General features: G+C 66.4%; 10 protein-coding genes. 8 read left to right on the forward strand and 2 right to left on the reverse strand.

Going from position 1 to position 13,434, the window contains the following annotated elements; translation table 11 throughout:
* Positions 1–16 precede the first annotated feature (16 nt).
* A complete protein-coding gene (gene ccmI, locus WQQ_RS03490; protein WP_007183673.1) occupies positions 17–1,216 on the forward strand; it encodes a c-type cytochrome biogenesis protein CcmI in 1,200 nt (399 codons plus the stop codon).
* Between the two features lie 18 nt (positions 1,217–1,234).
* Here ccmI and WQQ_RS03495 read toward each other — a convergent pair whose 3' ends face one another.
* The gene (locus WQQ_RS03495; protein WP_157534609.1) at positions 1,235–2,128 is read right to left on the reverse strand and encodes an AraC family transcriptional regulator; all 894 of its coding nucleotides are present in this window, start codon (positions 2,126–2,128) and stop codon (positions 1,235–1,237) included.
* 257 nt (positions 2,129–2,385) lie between these two features.
* Here WQQ_RS03495 and WQQ_RS03500 point away from each other — a divergent pair, with 257 nt between their 5' ends.
* Entirely contained in the window at positions 2,386–3,291 is a 906-nt protein-coding gene (locus WQQ_RS03500; protein WP_040452939.1) for an SDR family oxidoreductase, read from the forward strand.
* Between the two features lie 104 nt (positions 3,292–3,395).
* On the opposite strand, the gene WQQ_RS03505 is transcribed toward WQQ_RS03500, so the two are convergent.
* Positions 3,396–4,139, reverse strand: a complete 744-nt coding sequence (locus WQQ_RS03505; RefSeq protein WP_040452941.1) for a TetR/AcrR family transcriptional regulator — start codon at positions 4,137–4,139, stop codon at positions 3,396–3,398.
* 198 nt (positions 4,140–4,337) lie between these two features.
* On the opposite strand from WQQ_RS03505, the gene WQQ_RS03510 reads away from it, so the two are divergent.
* From WQQ_RS03510 to WQQ_RS03535, 6 genes are all read left to right on the forward strand, one after another.
* Positions 4,338–5,411, forward strand: coding sequence for a VOC family protein (locus WQQ_RS03510; RefSeq protein WP_007183677.1), 1,074 nt, complete (start codon positions 4,338–4,340; stop codon positions 5,409–5,411).
* Between the two features lie 185 nt (positions 5,412–5,596).
* Positions 5,597–6,550 (forward strand): fumarylacetoacetate hydrolase family protein, encoded by a 954-nt coding sequence (locus WQQ_RS03515; RefSeq protein WP_007183679.1) that lies wholly within the window; start codon positions 5,597–5,599, stop codon positions 6,548–6,550.
* Position 6,551: 1 nt separating this feature from the next.
* Positions 6,552–8,495 (forward strand): acyl-CoA synthetase, encoded by a 1,944-nt coding sequence (locus WQQ_RS03520; RefSeq protein ID WP_007183680.1) that lies wholly within the window; start codon positions 6,552–6,554, stop codon positions 8,493–8,495.
* 7 nt (positions 8,496–8,502) lie between these two features.
* On the forward strand, positions 8,503–9,240 hold the full coding sequence (locus WQQ_RS03525) for an SDR family NAD(P)-dependent oxidoreductase (protein ID WP_007183681.1): 738 nt from the start codon (positions 8,503–8,505) through the stop codon (positions 9,238–9,240).
* 8 nt (positions 9,241–9,248) lie between these two features.
* A complete protein-coding gene (locus tag WQQ_RS03530; RefSeq protein ID WP_157534489.1) occupies positions 9,249–10,880 on the forward strand; it encodes a bifunctional 3-(3-hydroxy-phenyl)propionate/3-hydroxycinnamic acid hydroxylase in 1,632 nt (543 codons plus the stop codon).
* Between the two features lie 20 nt (positions 10,881–10,900).
* A complete protein-coding gene (locus WQQ_RS03535; protein WP_007183683.1) occupies positions 10,901–13,426 on the forward strand; it encodes a DUF1302 domain-containing protein in 2,526 nt (841 codons plus the stop codon).
* The last annotated feature ends 8 nt before the right edge of the window (positions 13,427–13,434 follow it).

Raw genomic sequence — 13,434 nt, forward strand, 5'->3', positions numbered from 1 at the left:
GGGCTTCGCTACGGTCATGAATCAACTGTATTGGGCGATGGCGGCGCTCACCGTGCTCGCCGCGCTCGGACTCGCCAGACCGTGGTGGAAGCGCAGCGCGAGCGACGCCGACAGGCGCCGCGACAGCAACATCGCGGCCTACCGCCAGCGGCTCGAGGAAATCGAAGCGGAGGTCGCAGCCGGCCTCATCCAGCCCGAGGCAGCGGCTGCGCTACGCGATGAAGCCGGAACGCGTCTGCTCGACGATGCGTCCGCCGTCGCGGTCGCGCCGCGATCGGCGCCGCCGCTGCGCTGGCGTGGAGCCCTGTTGCTCGGCCTGCTGCTCGCGATGTTTTCGGGCGCCTACTACGCAGCGGCCGGCTCCTGGCGTACCGCGGCGATGGTCGCGGGCGAGCTCGCGCCGCCCAAAGCCGACGTCGACGCCATGCTGGCCCAACTCGAGCAGCGGCTGCGACAAGCTCCCGATGACGTCGACGGCTGGGCCGCGCTCGGACGCGCGCGCCTGATCCTGCAACGCTACGCCGCGGCCGCCGCAGCCTACGCCAAAGCCAACGAACTGACCGATCACCGCGATCCCGATCTACTCGTGAATGAGGGCGAAGCGCTCAGCATGGCAAGTGACCGTCTATTGCGGAACCGGCCGCAGCAGCTGTTCGACCAGGCGCTCGCGCTTGATCCCAGGCACGCGAAAGCGCTTTGGTACGCCGGCATGGCCGCGCTACAGGCCGGCGACAAGCCGCGCACGATCGAACTCTGGACGCGCCTACGCTCGCAGAAAATTCCCGATGAGCTGCGCAGTATCCTCGACCAGCAGTTCACCGCACTCGGAGTCAAGCCCACCGGCGAGACATCACCCGCCCCGTCATCGGCGGTCGCACTCGACATCCATTTGAACCTCGCACCCGAGCTGGCCAACAAGCTGCCCGCCGGTGGCATGCTGATCGTCTACGCCAAGGCGCTCGAAGGCCCAGCGATGCCGTTGGCGGTGGTCCGGCAACCCATCGAGCGCTTCCCGCTTCGGATCAGGCTCGACGACAGCCAGGCGATGATGCCGACTCTCAAGCTTTCGTCATTCGACCGTTGGGAAGTGAGCGCGCGCATCGGCAAGAATGGACAAGCCAGGGCCGAGTCCGGCGATCTTCAGGGGGTGATCCGCGTGGGCCGTAGCGACATCGGCGCGGCGGTGAACTTGACGATCGATTCGGTGGTGCCTTGATTCCGCCCGGGAGCCGGTTCAAGCGGGCGCGGTCTTGAGCTTCATCATGCTTCGCTTCGGCGGCACGCCGAACATCCGGGAATATTCGCGACTGAACTGCGAGGTGCTTTCGTAGCCGACCTGGTAGGCGGCATCCGCCACGTTCACCGCGTCGGTCGCCATCAGGCGCCTGGCTTCGAGCAGGCGCAGCTGTTTCTGGAACTGCAGCGGCGTCATCGACGTGAGCGCCTTGAAATGCTGATGGAACGATGACGGACTCATGCTGGCCAGCGCGGCCAGCTGCTCCACGCGCAGCGTGCGGGCGAAGTCGAGACGCAGAAGCTGGATCGCTTTTGCGACGCGGTCGATATGCGTTCCCGGCATCACCAGCTTGCGCATCTCGCCCCCATGCGCCCCGCTGAGCAGCCAGTAGTAAATCTCGCGCATGACCGAAGGATGGAGAATCGGAACCGCATCGGGTCTCCGGGTCAGTCTGATCAGGCGCAGGATGCATTCGCCCAAGGTGTCGTCGACCTGCGTCACGAACACGCAAGGCCCCGGCGTGGCATCGAGCGCGGGCTTCGTCTCCATCTGCTCGATCACGTCACGCATCATCGCGAGATCGAAATCGATGGTGATGCCGAGATAGGGCTCGGTGGCGCTGGCCTTGGCGATTCGCCCGCTGGCCGGCAGCTCCATGCTGACGACCAGGCACTGCATCGCGCCGTAGTCGACGCTGTCTTCGCCGAACAGTATCTGCTTCGCGCCTTGGAGCACGATGCACAGCGAAGGTCGGTACACCATGCGATGCGGCATCATCTCCTGGAACGAGCGGATGATCTTGACGCTGTCCATCGGTGTCTCGAACAGGCCCTGCCCGCCACCCTGCGCATCGACATAGGCCTTGACCTCCGCGACCAGCGTCGACCACACGTGATTCGCGGGTTGGTCGCGCGTGAGCTGCACGCTGCCGTTGTGCGTCGTCGGCGAATCGTCGCCTGCAGGAATAGGCAAATTTATTGAGGTATCGGGCATTCTGCTCACGGGGCATTCCCTCTAGCTTGATGGTGTCGACTGCAAGCGAGGTGAGCGCAAGGACATGACAGAAAGCGCCCGGCCGTCAATGGCGCGTCATGACCGTCGCTCATCGGCACCCAGTCCACTCTTCTTCGATCTTCCAGGGCATCACCATGTCGAGATGGACTTCCGCTGACATCCACTCCCAACGCGGTCGCACGGCAGTTGTGACCGGAACGGGAGGACTTGGTTTCCAGACCGCGCTCGCACTCGCCCGCGCTGGCGTCGATGTGGTCATCGCGGGCCGAAACGCGATCAAGGGCGAAGCGGCCGTGGCCCAGATCCGGAGCCGCGTCGCGGATGCCGCGATCCGCTTCGAAACGCTGGACCTGGCCAGCCTGCGGTCCGTCGAAATTTTCGCGAGCCGGTTGCAACGCCAGCAGGCGCAGCTCGACCTGCTGATCAACAACGCCGCCGTGATGACGCCCCCGAAGCGGCTGACGACCGCCGATGGTTTCGAGCTTCAGTTCGGTACGAATTACCTGGGTCACTTCGCGTTGACCGCCCGCCTGCTTCCGCTGCTACGCAAGGGCATGGCGCCACGCGTGGTGAACGTATCGAGCATCGCGGCGAGAAACGGCGCGATCCATTTCGACGATCTGAACTCCGAACTCGACTACAAACCGATGCCGGCCTACAGCCAATCGAAGCTGGCCTGCCTGATGTTCGCGTTCGAACTGCAGCGCCGCAGCGATGAAGCCGCGTGGGGCATTCAAAGCCTGGCCGCGCATCCCGGCATTTCGCGCACCGATTTGCTGCCCAACGGAGCCGGTGCATGGAGCGCCCCCGGCATGCTGCGCCGTTACCTGTGGTTCCTGTTCCAGCCGGCCGCACAGGGAGCCTGGCCGACGCTGTACGCCGCGACTTCGGCCCAGGCGAGAGCGGGCGCCTACTATGGCCCGGACAAGCTCGGCGAAACGCGCGGCTATCCCGTGCTCGCCCGCATTCCGCCCCAGGCCCTCGAAACGGCCACGGCCGCGAGGCTGTGGGCCGAGTCGGAGCGGCTGACCGCAAACTAGCCCTCGATGGATCCTGCGATCCATCAGGCGGTCCGGCAAGGTACGCCGTACGACGACGAGCATCTTGGTGAGTCTGCCGCTCGACAGGGCGATGAAAGTCGAGACTAGATTTCCGGCAACGGCAGGCGGGCGATGACGTCCGCCTGATCGAAGCTCAGGCCGAGTCCGTGCAGCAGCATGGCGGCGGCGCGTTCGGCCGCGCTGCCGCGGTCGAGGCCCAGCGACTGCAGCATCGAATCCGGTTTCTGGGTTTCGAGCACGGCGGCGATCGCACCGAGCACACCGGCACCGAGCGTGATCAGGCTCATCGTCGGATCGGGCGTGCTGAAACGCCGCTTGGCGATTCCGCGTTGGATGTCGCGAGCGAGGCGCGCGCCGAGCCCCCGGGTCAGGGCTCGCGTCGACAGGCCCTCCTTGACGAGGAACTGCCCCCAAAGCGGCTCGTGCTGCGCGCGCAGCACGGTATGGCGCACCGAGATCGCGATGACCTCGGCCGGATCGTCGATCGCGACCACGAGCCGGTCGAGATGATCGGCGAACTCTTCGAACACGGTGTCGATCACGGCGGCCTGCAAGGCTTCGCGGGATTCGAAGTGGTTGTAGAACGAGCCGATGCCGACATCCGCCGCCTCGGTGATCTCGTTGATCGTCACCGCATCCAGGCCGCGTTCGGCCATGAGGCTGAAAGCAGCCTCGATCAGCTTCTCCCGCGTCTCGCGGCGCCGGCGCGCGCCGCGGGGCTCCCTGGGCTCGCGCGGCTGCTCGTCGCCCACGGTCGCATCCGCCGGGGCGGAGGCCCGCTTCTGGGTGCGCTTGGCGCTCGGCGATGTTCGGGCTGAACGACTCATGGGATTGCCGGCTGGGTGAAGCCCTCATTGTAGTGCAATTTTTCATACTTGAAGATTTATTCAAATATGCATAAAGTTTCAATCAGGCGACGCAGATCGCCCCCGACGAGGAGCTTGTATGGCGGCGCCAGCGGCGCGGCGATGCGGCAAGCGACTCCTTGGACTTCGCCTCGCCGTCCTCGTGAACCAGGAGCATCCATGCCCGAACTTCGAGCCCTCCAACCCGCCCGGCATCCGAGCCCGACGGCAAAGGCGACCTCGCTCGCCTACCTGATCTTCGAGCGCCCCGACTTCGGCCCGGCCGAGTCCTTCCTGACCGATTTCGGCCTGTCGGTCGCGCATCGCAGCGAAGATCGCCTGTACCTGCGCGGCACCTCGGCCGCGCCGTATTGCTACCGGATCGAGCGCGCCGAGCGTCCGCGCTTCGTCGGCATGGGCTTCACGGTCGCGCATCGGCGCGATCTGGAGGCGCTCGCCGACGCCTGCGCCTCGGCGCCGATCCGCAGCGCCGAGCATCCGGGCGGCGGCGAATGCCTGTCGCTGCTCGATCCCTCGGGCTTCGTCGTCGAAGTGGTGTGCGCGCAGACGCCGGTGCCCGAGCAGCCGCATCGCGGGCCGCTGCATTTCAATCACGCGGGCCACGGACGACGAATCAACGGCACGCAGCGCCCGCCCGCTTCGCCGCCCGAAGTCATTCGCCTGGGCCATTGCGTGCTCGAGGTCGCCGACTACCAGGCGACCTGCGGCTGGTACACGCAGCATCTCGGACTGATTCCGAGCGACGTACAGGTACTGCCCGATGGCTCTCCGGCCGTGAGCTTCCTGCGCCTGGACCTCGGCGAACAAGCGGCAGACCACCACACGCTCGCGCTCGCCCAGGGCTTCATGCCGCTCTACAGCCACAGCGCCTACGAGCTCGTCGACACCGATGCGGTCGGCATGGGCCAGCGCGTGTTGCGCGAGCGTGGCTGGAAGCACGCCTGGGGCATCGGCCGGCACATTCTGGGCAGCCAGATCTTCGACTACTGGCAGGACCCCTGGGGCGACAAGCACGAGCACTACTGCGACGGTGATCTGTTCACCGCCGACAGGCCCACCGGCATCCATCCGGTGTCGCGCGATGCGATGTCGCAATGGGGGCAGCCGATGCCGCGCTCGTTCACCAAGCCCAGGATGACGCCGAGCGCGATCGCCGCGCTGTTGCGCAACCTGCGGCGCAGCCCCGACCTGTCGCTGGCCAAGCTCATGACGCTGGCTCGGCTGTTCGGCTGATGGCGCCGGACGCTGGCGGCCGTGAACCCGAGCTTCATTCGCTGTCACGGCGCCGCTGGCTGCAAGGCGCCGCTGCAAGCCTCGGCTGGTGCGCGATCGCTTCCGCACGAGCCGACAGGGCGACGCCCGCCGACGTCCGCCCGCTTCCCCATTCCGAAACCTCTGCGTCGCCCGGAGAACGCCTCATGAGCTTGAACATCGTCCGCTACGAATACCAGGACCGCCATCGCTGGGGCGTGCTGCGCAAGGACCGCGTGATCGAGGTGCCCGGCGATTTCGCCACCACCGGCGATTTCCTGCGCGCCAACACGATCGAATCGCTGCGCGGCCTCGATGGCACAGGCCTCGCGCTCGGCGAGATCCGCCTGCTATCGCCGATCACGCGCAACCAGCAGTTCGTCTGCCAGGGCGCGAACTATCGGCAGCACATGATCGAGTCGGGCATGGACCCCGACGCGAAGGCCTACAACATGATCTTCACCAAGGCCTCAAGCTGCATCGTCGCCGCGGACAGCGAGGTGATCCAGCCCAAGTCCGTGCGCTTTCTCGACTACGAAATCGAGCTGGGCCTGGTGATCAGGCGCCGCATCGATGCGCGTGTTCGCGTCACCGACCAGAACCTGCACGAATTCGTCGCCGGCATCGTCATCGTCAACGATTACTCCGCGCGCGACGTGCAGATTCCGCAGATGCAGTTCTACAAGGGCAAGTCGTTCCGGACCTTCGGCCCGGTGGGGCCTTACCTCACGCTGCTCGACGCGAGCAGCATCGGCGCGCTCAAGGACTTGCAGCTCAAGCTCACCGTCAACGGCGAGCTGCGCCAGCAGGACAGCACGCGCAACCTCGTCTACGGTCCGGCCGAAACGCTCACCGAACTCTCGGGCGTGCACGACTTCGATGCCGGCGATCTGCTCGCCACCGGCACACCCTCGGGTTGCGCGCTGTCGATCCCGTCGCCGACCAAGCAGAAGATCGGCGCGCTGCTGCCCGAAGCCAAAAAGTGGGCGATCTTCATGAAGGTGCAGGCCCAGCGCACGCAGTACCTCAAGGCCGGCGACATCGTCGAAGCCAGCATCCGCAGTGCGGATGGTGCCATCGACCTCGGCCGCCAGCGCAACCGCATCATCACCGAGAGCTGACATGCCAGGAATCGCCACGATCCGCGACGTCGAGCGCGCGGAGGAGGCCGGCTTGCCCGTGGACCTGCCGCAGAGCACCTACGCGATGCTCCGCGAAGGCGCCAAGATCGACCCCGACGCGCCCGCGCTGAGCTTCTTCCTGACCACCGAGGAGCATCGGCGGCCCGAGACCTGGACGTATCGCGAGTTGCTCGCGCGCATCACGCAGACGGCCAACTTCTTCAACCGCCTCGGCGTCGGAAAGAACGATGTCGTCGCCTTCGTGCTGCCCAACCTGCCCGAGACGCACTTCGTGATCTGGGGCGGACAAGCGGCCGGCATCGTCGCCGCGTTCAATCCGCTGCTCGAAGGCCCGGCGCTGGCCGAACTCATCAACGCCACCAACGCCAAAGTGCTGGTGACGCTGGCCCCGTTCCCCAACACCGACGTCTGGACCAAGCTCGCACCGGTGCTGCCGCAATTGCGTTCGGTGCGACACCTGGTGCTCGTCAATCTCGCCGATCGTGTGCGCGGCCTTCGCGGGCTCGCCGCGCGTCTTCTGCAGAAGCGCGAAGCGTGGCGGCTGCATGGCCGCAAGGGATTGCGCGGCGCGATTCCGGCGTCGATCTCGACCCACGATTTCGGCAGCGCCATCCGCCGTGAAAACGGCAGCGAACTCAACAGCGGACGACACATCGACGGCGACGACGAATCCTCGTACTTCTGCACCGGCGGTACCACCGGCCTGCCGAAGATCGCGGTTCGCCGTCACCGCAACGAAGTCGCGAACGCCTGGAGCGCCGGCGCCTTCCTCGGCGACGGCGTCGGTCCCGGCAAGGTGGTCTTTTGCGGCCTGCCGCTGTTTCACGTCAACGGCGTGCTCGTCACCGGCTTGCTGCCGTTTTCGAAAGGCGCGCACGTGATTCTCGGCACGCCGCAAGGCTATCGCGGGCCCGGACTGATTCCACGCTTCTGGGAAATCGTCGAGCGTCATCGCATCAATTTCTTCAGTGGCGTGCCGACGCTCTACACCGCGCTGCTGCAATTGCCCACGCAAGGGCGCGACCTGAGTTCGCTCGAGTACGGGCTGTGCGGCGCCGCGCCGATGCCCGTCGAAGTGTTCCGCAATTTCCAGCGGCACACCGGCATCAAGATTCTCGAAGGCTACGGCCTGACCGAAGCCACCTGCGTCAGCAGCGTCAACCCGCCGCTCGGCGACCGCCGCATCGGCTCGATCGGCCTGCGCGTGCCGGGCCAGCCGATGAAGGCCGTGGTGCTCGACGACTCCGGCCGCTACCAGCGCGACGCGCAGGTCGACGAAGTGGGCGTGCTGATCGTCAGCGGGCCCAATGTGTTCGCGGGCTATCGCATCGCCGAGCAGAACAAGAACCTGTGGCTGGACACCGGCGACGGCCAGCGCTGGCTCAATACCGGCGATCTCGCGCGCCAGGATGCCGACGGCTATTTCTGGCTCACCGGGCGCAAGAAAGAGCTGATCATCCGCGGCGGACACAACATCGATCCGCTGACGATCGAAGAGCCGCTGCATCGTCATCCGGCCGTGCAGATCGCGGCCGCGGTCGGCAGGCCCGATGCGCATGCGGGCGAGCTGCCGGTGGCTTACGTGCAATTGCGCGAAGGCCGCTCGACGAGCGAGCGCGAGCTGGTGGATTTCCTCGGCCGAGAGATCACCGAGCGCGCCGCGATTCCGAAACAGGTGCGCCTGATCGGGCAAATGCCGCTGACCGCGGTCGGCAAGATCTACAAGCCGGCGCTCAAGCAGCTCGAGACGCGCGATGCGATCGAGAGCGCCTTGCGCGATGCCGCGCTGGCCTATCGCGAACTCGAGCTCGTCGAGGACAAGAGCAAGGGCCTCACGCTGCGCCTGGTGCTCGAACCGGGCGCCTCGCCCGACGATGCGAGACGCGTGCTCGGGGCTTTTCCGTTTCCGTTCACGATCGAGTGAGGTCCGCATGAGCACGCATTCCGCCAAGACCGCGGTCATCAGCGGCGGCTCCTCCGGCATCGGCCGGGCCTTCGTCGCGAGCCTGCATGCCGACGGCTGGCAGGTCTGCACCTGCGGCCGCGATGCAGCCAAGCTCGCCGCGCTCGAACGCGATTTCCCGGGTGTCTTCACGATGGTTTGCGATGTCGCCGACCGCACGGCGGTTCGCCGCTTCGCCCAGCAGGTCGAAAGCCGCGCCGCCTCGATCGACCTGCTCATCAGCAATGCAGGCGGCCTGCGCGAGATCAATTTCGCCACCGCCAACCTGGCGATGCTCGATCTGTCGGGCGAGCTGCGCGGCAATCTCGAAGGCGCGGTGAACCTGATCGCCGAATTCCTGCCGGGCCTGCGCGCTCAGGCAGGCGGCCGCCTGCTCGTGGTGAGTTCGGGCTACGCGCTCGCTCCCACCTTGCGCGCCCCGCTGTATTCCGCCGCCAAGGCCGCGCTGCACAGTCTCTGCCTCTCGCTGCGCGGACAACTCGCTCCGATCGGCATCACGGTGACGGAACTGTTGCCGCCGGTCGTCGATACGCCCGCGGTGGCGCACCGATCGGTGCGCAAGCTGTCGGCCGATGCGGTCGCCCGGGCCGCGTTGCGCGGCAGCTTCGCAGGCGTCGCCGAAGTACGGCCCGGCATCGTGCGCGTGTTGCCGTTGCTGCTGCGCCTGATGCCGGCGCTGGCCTTGCGCCTCGTCGCCCGCAGTTGAGCACCCCGATGACACTCGATACTTCATCGCAAACCCGTCCCATGCACGGCACCATCGAATCCGTCGACGTGCTCGTCGTCGGCTATGGGCCGGTCGGTGCCGCGCTCGCGGCGCTGCTCGGCCGCTATGGCGTCAGCACGCTCGTGATCGACAAGGCCGCGGACATCCTGATGTCGCCGCGCGCCATCGCGCTCGACAACGAGGCGCTGCGCATTCTGCAGGCCACCGGTCTAGCCGAGGACGCCTTCGACAGGATCGTGATTCCGCAGGTGCGCATGCTGTGTCCGCACGTGGGCCTGTTCGGACGCGTGAACACCCGCGGCGACATCGACGGTCACCCCAAGCTCGTCACCTTCTACCAGCCCGACCTCGAACGCGCCTTGCGCGCCCTGGTCGCCTCGCATGCCAGCGTGCGTGCGTGGCTGGCGACCGAGATGATCGGCTTCGTCGACGAAGGCGATTGCGTAACCGTGGCATTGCGTGAATCGGGCGGACGCGAACGCACGGTGCGCGCGCGCTACCTGATCGGCGCCGACGGCGCGGGATCGCAGGTGCGCAAGGCGATCGGACAGGGCTTCACCGGCCGGACCTATGCCGAAGACTGGTTGATCGTCGATGCGCGCAACGTGCCCGGCGATTTCGATCACGTCGAATTCATTTGCGACTCGCAGCGACCGACGCCGCACATGGTCGCGCCGGGCGGACGTACGCGCTGGGAATTCATGCTGAGGCCCGGCGAGACGCGCGAGCAGATGGAGCGCGACGACACCATCAAGAGCCTGCTCTCGCAGTGGGCGAACACCGACGACATCCGCATCGAGCGCAAGGCCGTGTACCGCTTCCATGCGCGCTGCTGCGAGCGCTTCTCGCGCGGCCGCGTGTTCCTGATCGGCGATGCGGCGCACGTCACGCCACCCTTCGTCGGCCAGGGTCTGGTGGCGGGCCTGCGCGATGCGATGAATCTCGCGTGGAAGCTCGCCAGCGTCATCGACGGCCGCGCGGCCCCGGCGATTCTCGACAGCTACGACATCGAGCGACGGCCGCATGCGGCGAAGATGATCCGGCTCGCCAAGTTCATGGGCAAGCTCGTCATGCCGCGCAACAAGCTCATGGCGATCCTCGTGCACGGCAGCATGGCCGCACTTCGCCTGCTGCCCGCGCTGCGCCGGCACTTCGACGAACTCGGCGTCAAGCCCAAGAACGAATTTCCGGACGGCCTGTTCGTACGCGGCCGGCGGCGTGGCGGGCTCAAGCGCGGAGCGCAGATTCCGCAAGGCCTGGTTCGCGGATCGGACGGCACGGTGTTGCTCAGCGACGATGCGCTCGGTAGCGGGCTCGTGCTGGTCGGCTTCGGTGTCGATGCATCCGCGCATCTCGCGCCGGCCACGCGACAGGCCTGGTCCGCAATCGGCGGCAGCTCGCTACAGCTGCGCGCCTACGGCACCGGTGCGAGTGCAAGCGAGGCCTACGAATGTCTCGACATCCAGCTGATGCCACGCGCCGCCGCGACCGGATGGTGCGCGGTCGTGAGGCCCGACCGCACCGTGCTGCACGACGGCCCCGCGAGCGAAGCCGATCGCCTGGTCCGCGCCTCCATCGATTTGCTGACACGGCACGAGCCGCGCTCGAGAGCGGCATAAGCAGAAAGCGGAGGAGAACGATGGCAAGCAAGCCTGCTGTCCGTACACGCTGGGCCCTGGTCGCGCTCGCCTTGAGCGGCGCGGCCGATGCGGCGAGTTTCGAAATTCCGATCGCTGGCGAGACGGCGACGGCGGTGCTGAACAATTCGCTGAGCTTCGGCGCCGGCGTTCGCACCGAAAGTCGTGCGAACAATCTGGTGGGGAAGTCGAATCTCGACCCGATGCTGTGCACCGGACCGAACGGCGCTTACCAGAGCTGCCAGGGCTTGTTCAAGGATCAGCTGTTCCCGGCGCAGACACTCGTCGCCGCGTCGGGAGCCGCCTCGATCAACAACGACGACGGCAACCTCAACTACGACAAGGGCGCGGTGTTCTCCGCCGTCACCAAGTTCGCATCGGACCTGACGATCACGCGTGGCGACTACGGGCTGTTCGCACGTGCGCTGTTCTTCTACGACGGCACCAACGAGCACTTCACCGAAACGCATCCGAACCGCATCAGCTCGCAGAACCGGCTCGAGGTCGGGCGCGTGACGCCGTCATCGCCGATCATGCTGCCCGACCCGCTCGGCACACTGCTCACCCAGCCGACGTCGCTGCTGACGGGCCTGATCTCGAGCCGGCCCTGGGGGGAGCCCAGCGAGCGCGGACGCCTTTCCTACGGCCCCGGCGGCGACGTGCGCGAGCGCCGTTCCGACGGCGAGACGCTGCGCCAGATCGGCACCGATTTTCAGCTGCTCGATCTCAATGTCTTCGGCCAGCTTCCGATCGCGGGCGAGCGCAAGCTGAGCTTCAAGCTCGGGCGGCAGACGGTGAGCTGGGGCGAGAGCACCACGCTCGTCATCAACAGCCTCAACCAGGCCAACCCGGTCAACGCGAACAATCTGTATCGCATCGGCAAGAGCACCGAGGAAGTCTTCACGCCGATCAACATGGCCTTCGTGAGCCTGGAACCCTTGAGCGGGATGAGCCTGGAGATGTTCTACCAGCTCGAATGGAAAAGCGTCGAAACCGTCGCGCCGGGCAGCTATTTCTCCGATCTCGACATCGGCACGCGCAATGCGATCGATTCGATCAGCATCAGCACCGGCAACGTCGCCGAAGACCCCGAGCAGCTCGGACGCCCGCTCGACTCGCCGTTGTCCGGGCTCAGCAATACCACCTCGAACATCGACCGCGTACCCGACGCTCGCCCACGCACGAGCGGACAGTTCGGCGTGGCGCTCAAGTATTACTTCGAGTCGATCGGCTCCGGCGTCGAGGTCGGGCTCTACTTCATGAACTATCACTCGCGCCTGCCGATCGCGAGCTTCTACGCCACGCAGGCGAGCTGCGCTCGCGCGCAAGGCAACCCGCTCGGCATCGATGCGACCGACCTGCTGTCGTTTCTGGCGGCCTGCCCGGACATTCCGTTCGTCCATGCGCTCACGTCACCGGGCGATTCCGCCGCCGGTGCGACCGACAGCGCGGCCCCGCTCGATACCGCGCGTTTCCAGCTCGAATATCCCGAGGACATTCACCTGATCGGAGCGAGCTTCAACACCACGATCGGCGACTACTCGATACAGGGCGAGATCGCGTTCCGCCCGAACCTGCCGCTGCAAATCGATACGCAGGACCTGGCGTTCGCGGCCTTCGGCCCGACGCTCACGAGCTGCCACGATCGCAATGTCGGCTGCGCAGGTTCGGCCGGTCTGCTCAATGTCGGCATCGGCTACGACGCCAACGGCAATGCGATCAACTACGGCAACAGCGACTTCGTCGACGCCGACGGCAACCGGCCGTATCCCGATCTCGTCAACGTCGGCATCGGCCATGTGCCGGGATCGGCGCGCGCGTTCCCGAGCTTCGTGACGGCGTATCGCGGCGGCGCGGTCGGCGAAAATCCGCCGTGCTCGACGAGCATGACGCTCGCCGATTACCACCGTGGAGCCGACTGCTACATCGCCGGTTACGAGCGCGAGGCGGTTTATCAGTTCAACCTCGGCGTCTCGCGCGTGCTGTCGCCGGACAATTGGGTCAACGCCGATCAGATCATCGTCGTCGGCGAATGGGGCGCGACCTGGGTGCCGGGCCTGCCTTCGCTAGCCCAGCTCCAGTTCGAAGCGCCGGGAACCTACTATCACGCAAGCGCCGGCGCGGACGGCTCCGGCGCCGATGGCAGTCGCCAGGCCTGCTCGCTCAATCCGAGCTGCAGCTACGGCGCCGACGGCATTCGCTTCAATCCGCATCAGCAGGATCGCGATCTGTTTCCGGATCGCTTCTCGACCGGCTATCGCGTGATCGGTATCTTCAGCTACGAAAGCGTGCTGCCCAACATCAGCCTCAAGCCGACCTTGAGCTGGGCCCACGATATGCTCGGCACCGCGCCGGGGCCTGGCGGCAACTTCGTCGAAGGACGCAAGCAGGCCGATGCACTCGTCGAAGCGCGCTATCGCGATTCGCTGTCGTTCACGCTCGGCTACACCTGGTTCTTCGGCGCCGGCATGGCCAACCTGATGCGCGACCGAGACTACGCGCAGGCCTTCGTTCGCTACCAGTTCTGACGCGCTCT

The sequence above is a fragment of the Hydrocarboniphaga effusa AP103 genome (assembly GCF_000271305.1).
Taxonomy (GTDB): Bacteria; Pseudomonadota; Gammaproteobacteria; order Nevskiales; family Nevskiaceae; genus Hydrocarboniphaga; species Hydrocarboniphaga effusa.

Coding starts and splice junctions, on each gene's coding strand:
- WQQ_RS03500 (WP_040452939.1), top strand. CDS start 2,386: ATGTCGAGATGGACTTCCGCTGACATCCACTCCCAACGCGGTCGCACG.
- WQQ_RS03525 (WP_007183681.1), top strand. CDS start 8,503: ATGAGCACGCATTCCGCCAAGACCGCGGTCATCAGCGGCGGCTCCTCC.
- WQQ_RS03510 (WP_007183677.1), top strand. CDS start 4,338: ATGCCCGAACTTCGAGCCCTCCAACCCGCCCGGCATCCGAGCCCGACG.
- WQQ_RS03535 (WP_007183683.1), top strand. CDS start 10,901: ATGGCAAGCAAGCCTGCTGTCCGTACACGCTGGGCCCTGGTCGCGCTC.
- WQQ_RS03505 (WP_040452941.1), bottom strand. CDS start 4,139: ATGAGTCGTTCAGCCCGAACATCGCCGAGCGCCAAGCGCACCCAGAAG.
- ccmI (WP_007183673.1), top strand. CDS start 17: ATGAATCAACTGTATTGGGCGATGGCGGCGCTCACCGTGCTCGCCGCG.
- WQQ_RS03520 (WP_007183680.1), top strand. CDS start 6,552: ATGCCAGGAATCGCCACGATCCGCGACGTCGAGCGCGCGGAGGAGGCC.
- WQQ_RS03530 (WP_157534489.1), top strand. CDS start 9,249: ATGACACTCGATACTTCATCGCAAACCCGTCCCATGCACGGCACCATC.
- WQQ_RS03515 (WP_007183679.1), top strand. CDS start 5,597: ATGAGCTTGAACATCGTCCGCTACGAATACCAGGACCGCCATCGCTGG.